The 14,243-nt window shown below is 55.5% G+C and carries 13 protein-coding genes and 1 other annotated feature; of the genes, 3 read left to right on the top strand and 10 right to left on the bottom strand.

Annotation, left to right across the window (positions count from 1 at the left end; all coding sequences use genetic code 11):
* Positions 1 to 6: 6 nt before the first annotated feature.
* The 3 genes from IAE48_RS09620 to tal all read right to left on the bottom strand — a co-directional run bounded on the left by IAE48_RS09620 (position 7) and on the right by tal (position 3,084).
* Positions 7 to 1,314 (bottom strand): MFS transporter, encoded by a 1,308-nt coding sequence (locus tag IAE48_RS09620; protein WP_200134211.1) that lies wholly within the window; start codon positions 1,312 to 1,314, stop codon positions 7 to 9.
* A gap of 122 nt (positions 1,315 to 1,436) precedes the next feature.
* Positions 1,437 to 2,024, bottom strand: coding sequence for a molybdopterin adenylyltransferase (gene mog / locus IAE48_RS09615; RefSeq protein WP_054802782.1), 588 nt, complete (start codon positions 2,022 to 2,024; stop codon positions 1,437 to 1,439).
* A gap of 106 nt (positions 2,025 to 2,130) precedes the next feature.
* Positions 2,131 to 3,084, bottom strand: a complete 954-nt coding sequence (tal, locus tag IAE48_RS09610) for a transaldolase (RefSeq protein WP_042713423.1) — start codon at positions 3,082 to 3,084, stop codon at positions 2,131 to 2,133.
* Positions 3,085 to 3,383: 299 nt separating this feature from the next.
* On the opposite strand from tal, the gene IAE48_RS09605 reads away from it, so the two are divergent.
* Positions 3,384 to 4,820: a sodium:alanine symporter family protein gene (locus tag IAE48_RS09605; RefSeq protein WP_200134210.1), complete on the top strand. Its 1,437-nt coding sequence runs from the start codon at positions 3,384 to 3,386 to the stop codon at positions 4,818 to 4,820.
* 74 nt (positions 4,821 to 4,894) lie between these two features.
* Positions 4,895 to 5,668, top strand: coding sequence for a peroxide stress protein YaaA (gene yaaA / locus IAE48_RS09600; protein WP_200134209.1), 774 nt, complete (start codon positions 4,895 to 4,897; stop codon positions 5,666 to 5,668).
* A 42-nt stretch (positions 5,669 to 5,710) separates the two neighbouring features.
* Here the strand turns inward: yaaA and thrC are convergent, their stop codons facing one another.
* The 6 genes from thrC to yjjY all read right to left on the bottom strand — a co-directional run bounded on the left by thrC (position 5,711) and on the right by yjjY (position 11,976).
* Positions 5,711 to 6,997 (bottom strand): threonine synthase, encoded by a 1,287-nt coding sequence (gene thrC, locus IAE48_RS09595; RefSeq protein ID WP_042713419.1) that lies wholly within the window; start codon positions 6,995 to 6,997, stop codon positions 5,711 to 5,713.
* A gap of 3 nt (positions 6,998 to 7,000) precedes the next feature.
* Positions 7,001 to 7,930: a homoserine kinase gene (gene thrB / locus IAE48_RS09590; RefSeq protein WP_200134208.1), complete on the bottom strand. Its 930-nt coding sequence runs from the start codon at positions 7,928 to 7,930 to the stop codon at positions 7,001 to 7,003.
* 1 nt (position 7,931) lies between these two features.
* Positions 7,932 to 10,394 carry a bifunctional aspartate kinase/homoserine dehydrogenase I gene (gene thrA / locus IAE48_RS09585; RefSeq protein WP_200134207.1) on the bottom strand — a complete coding sequence of 821 codons (2,463 nt, stop codon included), beginning with the start codon at positions 10,392 to 10,394 and terminating at the stop codon, positions 7,932 to 7,934.
* A gap of 23 nt (positions 10,395 to 10,417) precedes the next feature.
* Positions 10,418 to 10,535, bottom strand: a sequence feature (Thr leader region).
* Positions 10,474 to 10,542: a thr operon leader peptide gene (gene thrL / locus IAE48_RS09580; protein ID WP_124971581.1), complete on the bottom strand. Its 69-nt coding sequence runs from the start codon at positions 10,540 to 10,542 to the stop codon at positions 10,474 to 10,476. Its footprint overlaps the feature before it by 62 nt.
* Before the next feature lie 209 nt (positions 10,543 to 10,751).
* Positions 10,752 to 11,438, bottom strand: a complete 687-nt coding sequence (locus IAE48_RS09575; protein WP_200134206.1) for a tRNA/rRNA methyltransferase — start codon at positions 11,436 to 11,438, stop codon at positions 10,752 to 10,754.
* A 397-nt stretch (positions 11,439 to 11,835) separates the two neighbouring features.
* Positions 11,836 to 11,976 (bottom strand): protein YjjY, encoded by a 141-nt coding sequence (yjjY, locus tag IAE48_RS09570; protein ID WP_086870418.1) that lies wholly within the window; start codon positions 11,974 to 11,976, stop codon positions 11,836 to 11,838.
* A gap of 94 nt (positions 11,977 to 12,070) precedes the next feature.
* On the opposite strand from yjjY, the gene arcA reads away from it, so the two are divergent.
* A complete protein-coding gene (gene arcA / locus IAE48_RS09565; RefSeq protein ID WP_023480336.1) occupies positions 12,071 to 12,787 on the top strand; it encodes a two-component system response regulator ArcA in 717 nt (238 codons plus the stop codon).
* Between the two features lie 42 nt (positions 12,788 to 12,829).
* On the opposite strand, the gene creD is transcribed toward arcA, so the two are convergent.
* Positions 12,830 to 14,209 (bottom strand): cell envelope integrity protein CreD, encoded by a 1,380-nt coding sequence (gene creD, locus IAE48_RS09560; RefSeq protein ID WP_200134205.1) that lies wholly within the window; start codon positions 14,207 to 14,209, stop codon positions 12,830 to 12,832.
* Between the last annotated feature and the right edge of the window lie 34 nt (positions 14,210 to 14,243).

The raw sequence follows: 14,243 nt of genomic DNA, 5'->3' as shown, positions 1-14,243 counted from the left end.
GTTTTTTTATAAGGATTCGAGCGGGGTGTCGGCCACACTATCGGCATGATGCAGATCCTGGCGCAGCCAAACGCCCAGGCCAAACCCCATCAAGGAGAGCGCCAGCACGTACCAGGCCGGTGCCATCGGCGAGACGCTCATCAGCATCGTCACCGCAATCGGCGTCAGCCCGCCGAAGATGGCATAGGAGACGTTGTAAGAGAAAGAGATGCCGGTAAAACGCACCTCCGCCGGAAAGGCGCGCACCATCACATAAGGCACTGCGCCCACAACGCCCACGCACAGCCCAACCAGGCCATAGAGCAGAAAGAGTTGTTCTGGGTGGCTGCCAACGCGGTGATAGAAGAGCCAGCTCGAAGCGGCGAGCAGCAGGCTGCCGACGATAAAGGTGCGGCTGGCACCAAAGCGATCGACTAATAGCCCCGCCGCCAGACAACCAAAGCAGAGCATAACCGTAGCGATGCTGTTTGCCTGTAAGGTCAGGGCGGGCGCGAAGCCAAACTGCTTTTGCAGCCAGACCGGTGACATCAGAATGACGACCACAATCCCGGCTGAGAGCAGCCATGTCAGCAGCATTGAGACCACTACTGCCTTTTTGTGCTTCAGCACCACCGCTTTAACCGGCAGCTCCTGCGCCAGCGCTTTGCGCTGCTGCATCTCCAGGAAAATGGGGGTTTCACGCAGCCAACGGCGTAAATACATTGCCACCAGCCCGAACGCGCCGCCAAGCAGGAAGGGGATACGCCAGCCGCCGTCGTGGATCGCCTGCTGCGTCATGCTGGTATTGACCAGCGTGGCAACCACCGATCCCAGCAGGATGCCAACCGTTAAGCCCGCCGTCAGCGTGCCGCAGGCAATACCAATGCGGCGCGCCGGGACATGCTCAGCAACAAACACCCATGCGCCAGGCACTTCGCCACCAATCGCTGCGCCCTGTAACACGCGCATAAACAGTAGCAGCAGCGGCGCGACTATGCCCATTGAGGCATAGGTCGGCAGCAGGCCAATCGCCAGCGTTGGCAGCGCCATCAGCAGAATGCTGAGGGTGAACATCTTCTTGCGCCCGACCAGATCGCCGAAGTGCGCCATCACAATGCCGCCCAGCGGGCGCGCCAGATAACCGGCGGCAAAAATACCAAAGGTCTGCACCTGACGCAGCCACTCGGGGATATCGGCCGGGAAGAAGAGTTCCCCGACCACGGCGGCGAAAAAGACGAAGATGATGAAATCGTAAAACTCCAGCGCCCCGCCGAGGGCGGCGAGGGTCAGGGTTTTATAATCCTGTTTGTTCAGAGGGCGTGTGTAATGTGACATAGCGAACCGTTGATAAGAGTGAACGATTATATTTTTACGAGTTATGTAAACTAAAAATGACTATACCGTAAAAATATCAATACGCCACTGCCGGGATCGCATATGTCAGAAAAGCGCTGCTTTCAGGATAAAGTTTCGCGCCTTGCGCTTTTAGGACGAAAAGCTGCTACGACCTGCGGATCTGTTTCCACGTAGGGGCCATCAAGAAGCTGTACACAATACGGTACACTGGCAAAAATCCCTGCAACTTTCACTTCACCGTTTTCGCTTTTCAGCCCTTCAAGGGTCTCTTTAATCGATTTCGGCTGGCCCGGCAGGTTGAGGATCAGCGCCTGTTTACGGATCACGCCCACCTGGCGCGAAAGAATGGCCGTCGGCACAAAATTGAGGCTGATCTGGCGCATCTGCTCGCCAAAGCCCGGCATCTCGCGATCGGCAACGGCGAGGGTGGCATCGGGGGTCACATCGCGTCGCGCCGGGCCGGTTCCGCCAGTGGTCAACACCAGATGACAGCTCATCTCATCCACCAGCTCACATAACGTTTGTTCGATGATGGTCTGCTCGTCAGGAATCAGGCGCGTTTCGATATGAAACGGGGTGGTTAAGGCCGATGCCAGCCACGCTTCGAGCGCGGGTAAGCCTTTGTCTTCATAAACGCCGCTGGAGGCGCGATCGGAAATCGAAACTAAACCAATGCGTAAGGTATCCATAATTATTCCGTTGCATAAAACCGTTTACGGAATGATACACGCTGAGGGGAGAGGCAAACAGAGTGGAGAGAAGAAGCGTGACCGGGAGCCCGGCCACGCCTGATGATTACAGCAGATCGCCGATCATTTTTTCCAGTTTTTCCTGGTCAACGGCAAACTTGCGGATACCGTCCGCCAGTTTATCAACCGCCATCGGATCCTGGTTGTGCTGCCACAGGAACTCCGCTTCGCTGATGCGCTCCGGACGCGCTTTTACTTCGCCGGTGTAGACCAGTTTGCGCTCCAGCGCGCCTTCGCTTTCTGAAAGCTCTTTCAGCAGCGCCGGGGCGATGGTCAGACGGTCGCAGCCAGCCAGTTCAATGATTTCGCCGATATTGCGGAAGCTTGCGCCCATCACCACGGTTTCATACCCGTGCTCTTTATAGTACTGGTAGATTTCGCTCACGGAAACCACGCCCGGATCTTCTGCCGGTGCGTACTCTTTCTTGTCGGTATTAGCTTTGTACCAGTCAAGAATACGACCCACGAACGGGGAGATCAGGTAGACGCCCGCTTCGGCACAGGCACGCGCCTGGGCGAAGGAGAAGAGCAGCGTCAGGTTACAGTTGATGCCCTCTTTTTCCAGCTGTTCTGCTGCGCGAATGCCCTGCCAGGTGGAAGCCAGCTTGATCAGGATACGATCGTTGCTGATGCCAGCATCGTTATACATTTTGATCAGGCGTTTGGCTTTGGCGATGGAGCCTTCGGTGTCGTAAGAGAGGCGCGCGTCAACTTCAGTAGAGATACGGCCCGGGATCAGTTTGAGGATTTCCAGACCGATGTTAACGGCCAGGCGGTCGGACGCATCAACCACTTGCTGCGCGCGATCGCTGCTCTGGCTGCGCGCCCAGGTCACAGCTTCGTCAATCAGTTTACGGTATTCCGGGATTTGGGCTGCCCCAAGGATCAGAGAAGGGTTGGTTGTAGCATCCTGCGGCTGATAGAGCTTCATTGCCGCGATATCTCCGGTATCAGCCACGACTGTTGTGTACTGACGCAGGGAGGTCAATTTATCCGTCATGATAATGTTTCTCTTTAAACGATACCCTGAATAAATCACGTCGAGACCGATGACGCCTTTATGGCTTGTCGGGCGCAAAGGCTGCCAGCGCACCTGAACGAGAAGTATGACGAGTATACTTGTTAGGGGGATGTAACCGGTCTGGCAAGATGATAACACGACGCCCTGTCAGCGCAACCGCAGACAATGCAGGTGGCATTGTATGATAAACTCCCTGATTAATTGCCTGCGAAGGGATAAGCCCGTTGTAAACGCGCCGTCGCAGGTTACCTCCCCCGGCATCGACAAGAGGGTCGTTAATGCCAGAATTCTTCTCTTTTATCAGTGAGATCCTGTGGGGATCGCTGATGGTATACCTGCTGGCAGCGGCGGGTATCTGGTTTGCATTTCGCAGCCTGTTTGTTCCGTTTCGTTTTTTCCGCGACTTTGGCAAAAGTCTGAAAAGCGGCCGCAGCGTGCCGCCCGGAGCCCTCACCTCGTGGCAGGCGCTCTGCCTGAGCCTGGCGACGCGCTTAGGCAGTGGCAACCTGGCGGGCGTGGCATTTGCCCTCACCGCTGGCGGACCTGGCGCGATCTTCTGGATGTGGATCGCGGCGCTTATCAGCATGGCGACCAGTTTCGCCGAGTGCGCGCTGGCCCAGCTCTATAAAGAGCGCGATGCCAATAATCAACTGCGCGGCGGCCCGGCCTGGTATATGGCGCGCGGCCTTGGCATGCGCTGGATGGGCGTGCTCTTCTCCGTTTTCCTGCTCCTCGCTTATGGGCTGGTGTTTAACACCATTCAATCCAGCGTGGTAACGCGCGCCGTTCACTTCGCCTGGCAGGTGCCGGGCACGCTGACCGGTCTGGTGCTGGCGGTGGGCTGCCTGCTGTTTATGACCCGTGGTCTGGCGGTGCTTTCCCGTCTGATGCAGTGGATGGTGCCGCTGATTGCGCTGGCATGGATTGTGGTGAGCTTCAGCATCAGCCTCTGGCATGCCAGCCTGTTACCGGAGGTCTTCGAAACCATTTTTAAAAGTGCCTTCGGCTGGCAAGAGGCGGCGACCGGCACCATGGCCTGGACACTGAGCCAGGCGATGACCAGCGGGTTTCAGCGCAGTGTTTCAACTAACGAAGCGGGAATGGGCTCCTCGCCGAATGCCGCGGCGATGGCAGCCTCCTCCCCGCCCCATCCGGTTGCGCAGGGCATTGTGCAGATGATTGGTGTGCTGACGGATACCTTTCTGGTCTGCACCGCCAGCGCGATGATGCTGCTGCTGGCAGGTAACGGACCGGCAGAGAGCAGCCTTATCGGCATCCAGTTGATGCAACAGGCGATGGTCTCTCTTGCTGGCGGCTGGAGCGCCGGGTTTATCGCGCTGGTGGTGCTGCTGTTCGCCTTTACCTCAATCCTTGCAAACTACCTCTATGCCGAGAACAACCTGATCTTTTTAGGCCGCAACAGCCGGGGCAACCTGCTGCTGCTGCGGGGCGTCGTGGTGGTAATGGTGCTGTGCGGTTCATTGGTCAGCGTACCGCTAATTTGGCATATCGCCGATGTAGTGATGGCGCTGATGGCGATGATTAACCTGACCGCCATCCTGCTGCTGTCGCCGGTGGTAAAGCTCCTGGCAGGCGACTACCTGCGCCAGCGTAAACTCGGCGTCGAGCCGGTGTTTAACCCGCAGCGTTATCCGGAGATTCAGCGTCAGCTGGCGCCAGGCAGTTGGGACTCCCTGCCCCCTTCGTCTCGCTAATCGCAACTATCGATCAAGCCAGGTGATTTTTTTGTTAAAGTCAGCGGAAATTTCTCACACAGCAAGGAGTGAGCATGCTGATTTTGATTTCACCTGCCAAGACGCTCGATTACCAGAGCCCGCTGGCAACCGAGCGTTTCACCCAGCCAGCGCTGCTGGAGCACTCTCAACAGCTGATTAAGACCGCCCGCACGCTTTCCGCGCCGCAGATCAAAAAGCTGATGGGGATAAGCGACAAACTCGCCGACCTCAACGCCACCCGTTTTCACGACTGGCAGCCCGACTTCACGCCGGAAAACGCGCGCCAGGCGCTGCTCGCATTTAAAGGCGATGTTTATACCGGCCTGCAGGCTGAAACCTTCAGCGACGCGGATTTTGACTTCGCCCAGCGGCACCTGCGTATGTTATCCGGCCTGTATGGCGTGCTGCGTCCGCTCGATTTAATGCAGCCCTATCGTCTGGAGATGGGTATTCGTTTTGAGAATGAGAGAGGCAAAGATCTCTACCAGTTCTGGGGCGATATCATCACCGATACGCTGAATGAAGCGCTGGTCGAACAGGGCGATGAGATTGTGGTTAACCTGGCATCCGATGAGTATTTCCGCGCTGTGAAGCCGAAAAAGCTCAATGCGCGCATCATCAAACCGGTGTTTCTCGATGAGAAAAACGGCACGTTTAAGGTCATCAGTTTCTACGCCAAGAAAGCGCGTGGCCTGATGAGCCGCTACATCATTGAGCAGCGTCTGACGAAGCCGGAGCAGCTAACGGGCTTTGACCGCGAAGGGTACTTCTTTGATGAGACGGCCTCGACGCCAGACGAGCTGGTGTTTAAGCGCCACGAACAGTAAGCGGAAAAGCGTCCCCCACCCGCAGGTGGAGGATGCTTAAGATTACGCTTTTTGCATCATCAGCTGGCGTAACGCCGCAAAATCCGCAGGCAGGGAGTGGGAGAGCAGCGGCAGATCCGCACGGTCCGCCAGCTCTTTCGGCAGCGGCAGCGTTTCGCCAAGGATAGCTTCCACGCTCTCTTTGAACTTCGCCGGATGCGCAGTGCCGAGGAACAGGCCATATTCCCCCGGATGGAGCTGATCGCGCAGGGCGCGGTAAGCAATTGCGGCGTGAGGCTCTGAGACGTAGCCCTTCTCTTTCAGCTCAACGATCGTCGCTTTGGTGGTTTCATCATCCACCGCCGCGTAACCCAGCTCGTTCAGACGCCAGATTTTACGGCGGAACAGCTCCTCCACGCGCGGCCAGTTGTTCGGCTGGCTGACATCCATCGCATTTGACAGCGTCGCCTGCGTCGCTTTTGGCTGCCACTCGCCCTCTTTCAGAAAACGCGGCACGGTGTCGTTGGCGTTGGTGGCGGCGATAAAACGCTTCACCGGCAGGCCGAGTGACTTCGCCAGCAGCCCGGCGGTCAGATCGCCGAAGTTACCGCTTGGCACCGACACCACCAGCTGATTGCGCGCCTCTTGCGGCAGCTGCGCCACCGCTTCAAAGTAGTAGCACACCTGCGCCAGCAGGCGGCTGATGTTAATCGAGTTGGCGGAGTTGAGACCCAGCGCGCTCTTCAGCTCTTCATCGTCAAAAGCCTGTTTGACCAGCGCCTGGCAGGCGTCGAAGTCAGCATCAATGGCAACCGTTTCGATATTCCCACCCAGCGTACAGAAGAGCTTCTCCTGCAGCGGGCTGATTTTGCCCTGCGGGTAGAGGATCACCACGCGAACATTCTTCATGCCGTAGAAGGCATGAGCAACGGCCGCGCCGGTGTCGCCAGAGGTCGCAGTCAGAATGGTGACCGGCTTATCGCCGCTGATGGCGCTCAGCATCTGCGCCATAAAGCGCCCGCCGAAATCTTTAAACGCCAGCGTCGGCCCGTGGAACAGCTCCAGGCAGCCGATATCGTTTTCAACCGGTTTTACCGGGGCCGGAAAGGCAAACGCAGCACGCACGCGGGCTTCCAGCGCTTCCTGCGGGATCTCATCGCCGATAAAAGCGGAGAGGATCTTCGCGCTGCGGCTGACGAAATCCTGCTCCAGCATCTCGTCGATTTCCGTCAGGTTGAATTCCGGCAGATCGTGCGGGAAGAAGAGCCCCTGATTTTTGCCAAGCCCTTGTGTGACGGCCTGCGCGAAGCTGACCTGCTCATTGTGATCTTTTAAGTTGTAGAGTTTCATTGGTTATCCCACTACCCTTGCGCCCGCCGTGTCCAGCCGGCAAATATGAACGAAGCCTTCCTGATTTTGCAGATAGTGTTTGCCGAGCCAGTCGGCCACGCGCTGCGCGGTATCCGGCTTGTCGCACAACGCAAACAGCGTTGGGCCAGAACCAGAGATGCCGCAGGCCTGCGCGCCGATATCCGCTACCGCCTGACGTGCCTGCTCAAAGCCTGGCAGCAACTTCATGCGATAGGGTTCGGCAATCACATCTTTCATCAATTTCGCCGCCAGCGCGGGCTGGCGGGAGTAACAGGCATGAATAAATCCAGCCAGGTGACGCCCGTGAGCAATACACTCCTGACGGCGATACTGCGCCGGTAAAATGGCGCGTGCTTCTGCCGTCGAGACTTTAATACCCGGGTAGGCAAGCACCCATAACCACTCATCAAAGCATGGCACCTGCTGGCTGATAATGCCGCTTTCCTCGATCATCAACTGCATGCCGCCGAGGTAGCAAGGCGCGACGTTGTCGTAATGCACGCTGCCGGAGATGCGCCCTTCCAGCTCGCCCATCAGCGCCAGCATGCGCGTCTCATCAAGCGGTTTACCGCAAAACTCGTTCATCGCCACCAGCGCCGCCACCACCGAACAGGCGCTGGAGCCGAGACCGGAGCCGATCGGCATGTTTTTTTCCAGCGTCATCGCCACCGGCACCTGCTTGCCAATCTCCTGGCAGAAGAGCTCCCAGCATTGATAGACGATATTCTCCCGCGCTTCGCTCGGTAACTTACTGGCGAAACGCCCTCTGTTTTGCAGACTAAAGTGTTCAGCGGATTCCACCGACACCGTGTCGCCTAACAGCGTGCCATCGACCGGCGTTACCGCCGCGCCGAGGACATCAAACCCTACGCTCATATTGGCGCTAGACGCCGGCGCATACACCTTCACCATCTCAGACCCCTAACTTCCACGAAAGCGTACGCAGCAGGTCGGCAAACACGCCCGCCGCCGTGACATCATTACCCGCGCCGTAACCGCGCAGCACCAGCGGCAACGGCTGGTAATAGTGGCTGTAAAACGCCAGCGCGTTCTCGCCGTTTTTCACCTTATACAACGGATCGTTGCCGTCGACTTCGGCAATCTTCACCCGGCAGGTGCCATCCTCTTCAATGTTGCCAACATAACGCAGCACATTGCCAGCGTCACGGGCCTTCGCCACGCGGCTGGCAAACTCATCATCCAGCGATGGCAGACGCGCCATAAAGCTGTCGACATCGCCAGAGTCATCGAAGCTTGCTGGCAGAACCGGCTCGATCACGATATCCGTCAATTCCAGCTCACGCCCGGTTTCACGCGCGAGGATCAATAGCTTACGCGCAACATCCATACCGGAGAGATCGTCACGCGGATCCGGCTCGGTGTAGCCCATCTCACGCGCCACTTTTGTCGCTTCCGACAGGCTCATCCCTTCGTCGAGCTTACCGAAAATAAAGGATAAAGAGCCGGAGAGAATGCCGGAGAAGCGTTGCAGCTCATCACCGGCGTTAAGCAGGTTTTGCAGGTTTTCAATCACCGGCAGACCCGCGCCAACGTTGGTGTCATAGAGGAATTTGCGGCGCGATTTCTCTGCGGCGCGGCGCAGCTGATGGTAGTAATCCATCGACGAGGTGTTCGCTTTTTTGTTCGGCGTGACGACGTGGAAACCTTCGCGCAGGAAGTCGGCATACTGATCGGCGACCGCCTGGTTGGAGGTGCAATCGACGATCACAGGGTTCAGCAGGTGATACTCCTTCACCAGACGAATCAGTCGGCCAAGGTTAAACGGCTCCTTCGCTTCGGCAAGTTCTGCCTGCCAGTTATCCAGGTTCAACCCATGAACATTGGTCAGCAGCGCTCTTGAGTTAGCGACGCCGCAGACGCGCAGATCGATATGCTTACTTTTCAGCCACGTTTGCTGGCGCTTAAGCTGTTCCAGCAATGCGCCGCCAACGCCGCCAACGCCGATCACAAAGACTTCAATCACCTGATCGGTGTTGAACAACATCTGGTGGGTGACGCGAACACCGGTCGTTGCATCATCATTACTGACCACAACAGAGATGGAACGCTCAGAGGAACCCTGGGCAATTGCCACGATATTGATATTGGCGCGCGCCAGTGCGGCAAAGAATTTCGCCGAGATGCCGCGTAAGGTGCGCATGCCGTCGCCGACAACAGAGATGATCGCCAGGCGCTCCATCACCGCGAGCGGCTCCAGCAGCCCCTCTTTCAGTTCCAGATAGAACTCTTCATTCATCGCGCGCTGCGCACGGGCGCAGTCGGACTGCGGCACGCAGAAGCTGATGCTGTATTCGGATGAAGATTGTGTGATCAGCACAACGGAGATGCCGTTGCGCGACATGGTGGCGAAGACGCGGGCGGCCATGCCGACCATCCCTTTCATTCCCGGGCCGGAAACGCTGAACATCGCCATATTGTTAAGATTCGAGATGCCCTTAACCGGCAATGCATCATCATCCGAGGTGGCGCCAATCAGCGTACCTGGTGCTTGCGGGTTACCGGTGTTTTTAATCAGGCATGGGATCTGGAACTGGGCGATGGGGGTAATGGTGCGGGGATGAAGAACTTTAGCGCCGAAGTAGGAGAGCTCCATGGCTTCCTGATAGGACATCGACTTCAGCAGCCTGGCGTCCGGCACCTGGCGCGGGTCGCAGGTATATACGCCGTCAACATCCGTCCAGATTTCACAACAGTCGGCGCGTAAACATGCGGCCAGCACGGCGGCGGAGTAATCGGAGCCGTTACGCCCAAGCACCACCAGTTCGCCCTTCTCATTCCCGGCGGTGAAACCGGCCATCAGCACCATATGATCCTGCGGAATACGGCTCGCTTCGATACGGCGCGTGGATTCAGCGATATCGACCGTTGATTCGAGATAGTGCCCGACCGCGAGCAGTTTTTCGACCGGATCGATAACCGTCACTTTGTGACCGCGTGCTTCCAGCAGCCCGGCCATAATCGCGATAGAGAGCTTTTCACCCCGGCAGATAAGCGCAGCATTGATGCTGTCCGGGCACTGGCCCAGCAGGCTGATGCCGTGCAGAACATGTTTGATCTGCGCGAACTCGGCATCGACCACGGTTTTGAGTTGTGCGAGCGGAAAGCCGGGCTGCGCATCTGAAAGCCCCTGCAGCAGCTCGGAGAAAATACGCTCCGCATCGCTAATGTTGGGAATGGCATCCTGTCCGGAGATGGTTTTTTCAATCATCGCGACAAGATGGTTAGTAATTTTTGCGGGAGCAGAGAGTACGGTTGCGACTTGCCCCTGCCTGGCATTACTTTCCAAAATATCGGCAACACGCAGAAAACGCTCCGCATTTGCCACTGATGTACCGCCGAACTTCAACACTCTCATGCTTTACCCCTTGATTTTTGCTCGAAAAAAAAGCCCGCACTGTTCAGGTGCGGGCTTTTTTCAGTATTTCCTGTACGCGTCAGCCCGCACCGTTACCTGTGGTAATGGTGATGGTTGTAATAGTGGTAATCGTGCAGATGCGTGCCATGGATGTTGTGCTCTGTATTATTATCTGTCTGTGCTGTATGCCTATATTGGTTAAAGTATCTGCCTGCTTAAGTCAATTTATTTTTTATTTATGCAGAATTTATTCAATTCCCGTCTGCGCTAAAAGCGGAGCCGTTTACAGCCCGATCAGGGCGATGAGAAATCGATATCGCAGCATCTTCAGCTATAAAAGAATCTTATTACAGCGCGTTACTCGATAAGCTTTTTTTCGATATCGTGAAGCAAACGGTGCAACATGGCGGTGTCGCGCTGCTCAAGTAAGCCAAGCCGCTGGTCCAGCCAGTCGACCATTTTCATATCGTCAACCACGTCTAATTTTTTGAGTAAATTATGTGCCCGTAAACGCAGTGCACTTAACTGGTTATTATCAACCTGAGAAATGGTTTGCGGCGCACTTTGCATTAACGCAGATAATTGATAGCAAAATACCATTACCGCCTGGCCGAGATTAAGCGAAGGGTAATCTGCCGCCATCGGCACGCCGGTTAAAATATCCGCCAGCGCCAGTTCATCATTGGTCAGCCCGGAATCCTCGCGCCCAAAAACCAACGCCGCGCCGCTAAGCCAGGCGCTTTTTTCCTCTAATAACGGCACAAGTTGCTCAGGCGTCGCGTAATAGTGAAATTTCGCCCGGCTACGCGCAGTGGTGGCAATGGTGAAAGGAATATCGGTCAGCGCGTCGGCGAGCGTCGCGTAATGTTTCGCGTTATCCAGGATCTCTCCTGAACCGTGCGCAACACGCCGTGCGGCTTCCTGTAAATGGGCATCGCTGTCGACAATACGTAAATCAGTAAAGCCCATCGTTTTCATGGCACGCGCCGCTGCGCCAACGTTTTCCGCTCGCGCGGGGGAGACAAGAACAATTGCCAGTTGCATCGAAACCTTCTTTTTTCATGCCCGCTGAAAAAATGTGACATCAATCAACATATTACGCGGAGCGAATTTACAATTACATAACACTAATCGCCGATCTGACCCGTCTCTACGCTTAAAAAAAGCTAAACTGTTTATCAGCAATATTACCTGTTAAGATGTTAACAGAACGGGCATATCCCTCTGTTTCTTCTTGGCATTTTAATACAGAAATGTCTGCCTGTGTTGGATTCAGGCTATTTATCAATTAGCGCACGCAACTACTTGGTTTATTGAAAATTTGTAATAGAAGCTAGCAGCTGGCTATCAGAATTTCGCTAAAGTGTTAACGTGCTACAATTGAACTTGATATATGTCAACGAAGCGTAGTTTTATTGGGTGTCATTTGCGTCTTAGCCTGTTATGTTGCTGTTAAAATGGTTAGGATGACAGCCGTTTTTGACACTGTCGGGTTCAGAGGGAAAGTGCCCACGACCAAGCTAATGATGTTGTTGACGTTGATGGAAAGTGCATCAAGAACGCAATTACGTACTTTAGTCATGTTATGCCGTCATGTTAATTTTCGACATGCACCAGGCTGGTCAGGGACTTTTGTACTTCCTGTTTCGATTTAGTTGGCAATTTAGGTAGCAAACATGCAGATCCCGCACATTCTTATTGTTGAAGACGAGTTGGTAACACGCAACACGTTGAAAAGCATTTTCGAAGCAGAAGGCTACGATGTCTTTGAAGCGACTGATGGCGCTGAAATGCATCAGATCCTTTCTGAACACGATGTAAACCTGGTGATTATGGATATCAATCTGCCGGGTAAAAATGGTCTTTTACTGGCGCGTGAGCTGCGTGAGCAAGCAAATGTCGCGCTGATGTTTCTGACCGGTCGCGACAACGAGGTCGATAAGATCCTCGGTCTTGAAATTGGCGCTGACGATTACATCACTAAACCTTTTAACCCGCGTGAATTGACTATCCGCGCGCGCAACCTGCTGTCCCGTACCATGAATCTCGGTACCATCAGCGAAGAGCGCCGCAGCGTCGATAGCTACAAATTCAATGGCTGGGAGCTGGATATCAACAGTCGTTCGCTGATTAGCCCGAACGGCGAGCAGTATAAGCTGCCGCGCAGTGAGTTCCGCGCGATGCTGCACTTCTGCGAAAACCCGGGCAAGATTCAGTCGCGTGCTGAGCTGCTGAAAAAAATGACCGGGCGTGAGTTGAAACCGCACGATCGTACCGTGGATGTCACCATCCGCCGTATCCGTAAGCACTTTGAATCAACGCCGGATACGCCAGAAATTATCGCCACTATTCATGGCGAAGGTTACCGCTTCTGCGGCGATCTGCAGGAATAAACGAACGCAAACGAAAAAGCGGCGCACAGTGCGCCGCTTTTTTTATTTCCAGATCCTTAACTCATCTTCCGTCGCAGGCTCTGCTGCGATCCGTTTTATCCCTGCCGCCGAGAGCGCATACCAGTCAAATTTACGCGTCAGGAACATCACCGCGGTCAGCGCCACAAACAGCACGCCGGTTCCCAGTAAGAGCGCATTATCCTCAGAGTTGAGCAGCCCCCACATCACCGCATCAAGCAGCAGTAGCGCGGCGGTAAAGCCCAGACTGGCACGCCAACTTTTCATTACGCCCTGCAGATAGAAGCCGTTCAACAGCGCACCGAGCAGGCTGGCAATAATCCACGCGACGGTAAATCCGGTGTGTTCAGAGAGCGCCAGTAATACCAGATAAAACATCACCAGCGACAGACCAACCAGCAGATATTGCATCGGGTGCATCTGCCGCGCGGTGAGGCTTTCAAACACGAAGAAGGCGAGGAAAGTCAGCACGATCAGCAAGATGGCATACTTTATCGCTCTGTCGGTCAGTTGATACTGATCCGCCTGGGTGACGATATTGACGCTGAACGCCGGCAGTTCCCAATTGTTCTTACTGGAGAGCACGGTCATATCGCGCACTTTACTGTCCAGATTGTTGGCAAACCAGCTACTCTGCCAGTGCGCCTGGAATCCGCTCTCGCTCACTTCACGTTTTTCCGGCAGGAAATCGCCCATAAACCCCTGGTGCGGCCAGTCGCCCTTCAGCGCCATCTCGCTATTACGGCCAAGCGGCACCACGGAAAATTCACCGGTTCCACTCAGATTGAACGACATCGCCAGCTTGAGCGGTTTTTGCAGGCTCTCCATCGCCAGCGGCATATGCACGCCCTGCAGATCGCTCGTCAACCCGGTCCCCGGCTCGACGCGCAGCGCTTCGCCATTAACGCTTGTGCTGCGCACCAGGCCAATGCCGCGTGAGTCGCTCACCGCCAGCACGATAAACGGTTCGCCAAGCGTCACATTTTCACTCGGTTTGATATCCAGCCGCTTCGGGTCGAACTCGGCGTTAATATCAATGTTGTTGTGCCAGATCTGCCCGTCATAGATACCGATTTTGCGTGTTTCAACCTGCTGATTGCCGTTGACCATCAGCGATTCCGGCAACCATAAACGGATGAAACTCTGCTTGCGGCGTATCTCTTTCGGCGGTTCGTTTTCGCCGCTGCTCTCCAGCGACACGGTGGTTTCCGTTACCGGGATGGCGATCAGCGGGCCGATCAGTTTTTGCGAGCCGGCGCTGCTCTGGCGCAGCGTATCGGTCACGTCATGTCGATAATCGGCGCGCTCGCCAATCAGGCTGCTGAGCATTGTCAGCGGGATAAGTAATACACACAGGCAACTTGCCAGCGTAACCATTTTCCAGAACAGGGGGGATTTCAACATAGCCTTCTCCTTAGTGATGCGCGCAGCATAACGA

The sequence above is a fragment of the Kosakonia sp. S57 genome (genome assembly GCF_016516575.1).
In the GTDB taxonomy this organism is placed as follows: domain Bacteria; phylum Pseudomonadota; class Gammaproteobacteria; order Enterobacterales; family Enterobacteriaceae; genus Kosakonia; species Kosakonia cowanii.
This window is presented reverse-complemented; position numbering and strand designations above follow the sequence as displayed.

What these genes read in the sequence shown, in the direction of transcription:
- creD (WP_200134205.1), bottom strand. Translation starts at nt 14,209, where the DNA reads ATGTTGAAATCCCCCCTGTTCTGGAAAATGGTTACGCTGGCAAGTTGC.
- thrA (WP_200134207.1), bottom strand. Translation starts at nt 10,394, where the DNA reads ATGAGAGTGTTGAAGTTCGGCGGTACATCAGTGGCAAATGCGGAGCGT.
- arcA (WP_023480336.1), top strand. Translation starts at nt 12,071, where the DNA reads ATGCAGATCCCGCACATTCTTATTGTTGAAGACGAGTTGGTAACACGC.
- mog (WP_054802782.1), bottom strand. Translation starts at nt 2,024, where the DNA reads ATGGATACCTTACGCATTGGTTTAGTTTCGATTTCCGATCGCGCCTCC.
- yaaA (WP_200134209.1), top strand. Translation starts at nt 4,895, where the DNA reads ATGCTGATTTTGATTTCACCTGCCAAGACGCTCGATTACCAGAGCCCG.
- tal (WP_042713423.1), bottom strand. Translation starts at nt 3,084, where the DNA reads ATGACGGATAAATTGACCTCCCTGCGTCAGTACACAACAGTCGTGGCT.
- IAE48_RS09575 (WP_200134206.1), bottom strand. Translation starts at nt 11,438, where the DNA reads ATGCAACTGGCAATTGTTCTTGTCTCCCCCGCGCGAGCGGAAAACGTT.
- thrB (WP_200134208.1), bottom strand. Translation starts at nt 7,930, where the DNA reads ATGGTGAAGGTGTATGCGCCGGCGTCTAGCGCCAATATGAGCGTAGGG.
- yjjY (WP_086870418.1), bottom strand. Translation starts at nt 11,976, where the DNA reads ATGACTAAAGTACGTAATTGCGTTCTTGATGCACTTTCCATCAACGTC.
- thrC (WP_042713419.1), bottom strand. Translation starts at nt 6,997, where the DNA reads ATGAAACTCTACAACTTAAAAGATCACAATGAGCAGGTCAGCTTCGCG.
- IAE48_RS09620 (WP_200134211.1), bottom strand. Translation starts at nt 1,314, where the DNA reads ATGTCACATTACACACGCCCTCTGAACAAACAGGATTATAAAACCCTG.
- IAE48_RS09605 (WP_200134210.1), top strand. Translation starts at nt 3,384, where the DNA reads ATGCCAGAATTCTTCTCTTTTATCAGTGAGATCCTGTGGGGATCGCTG.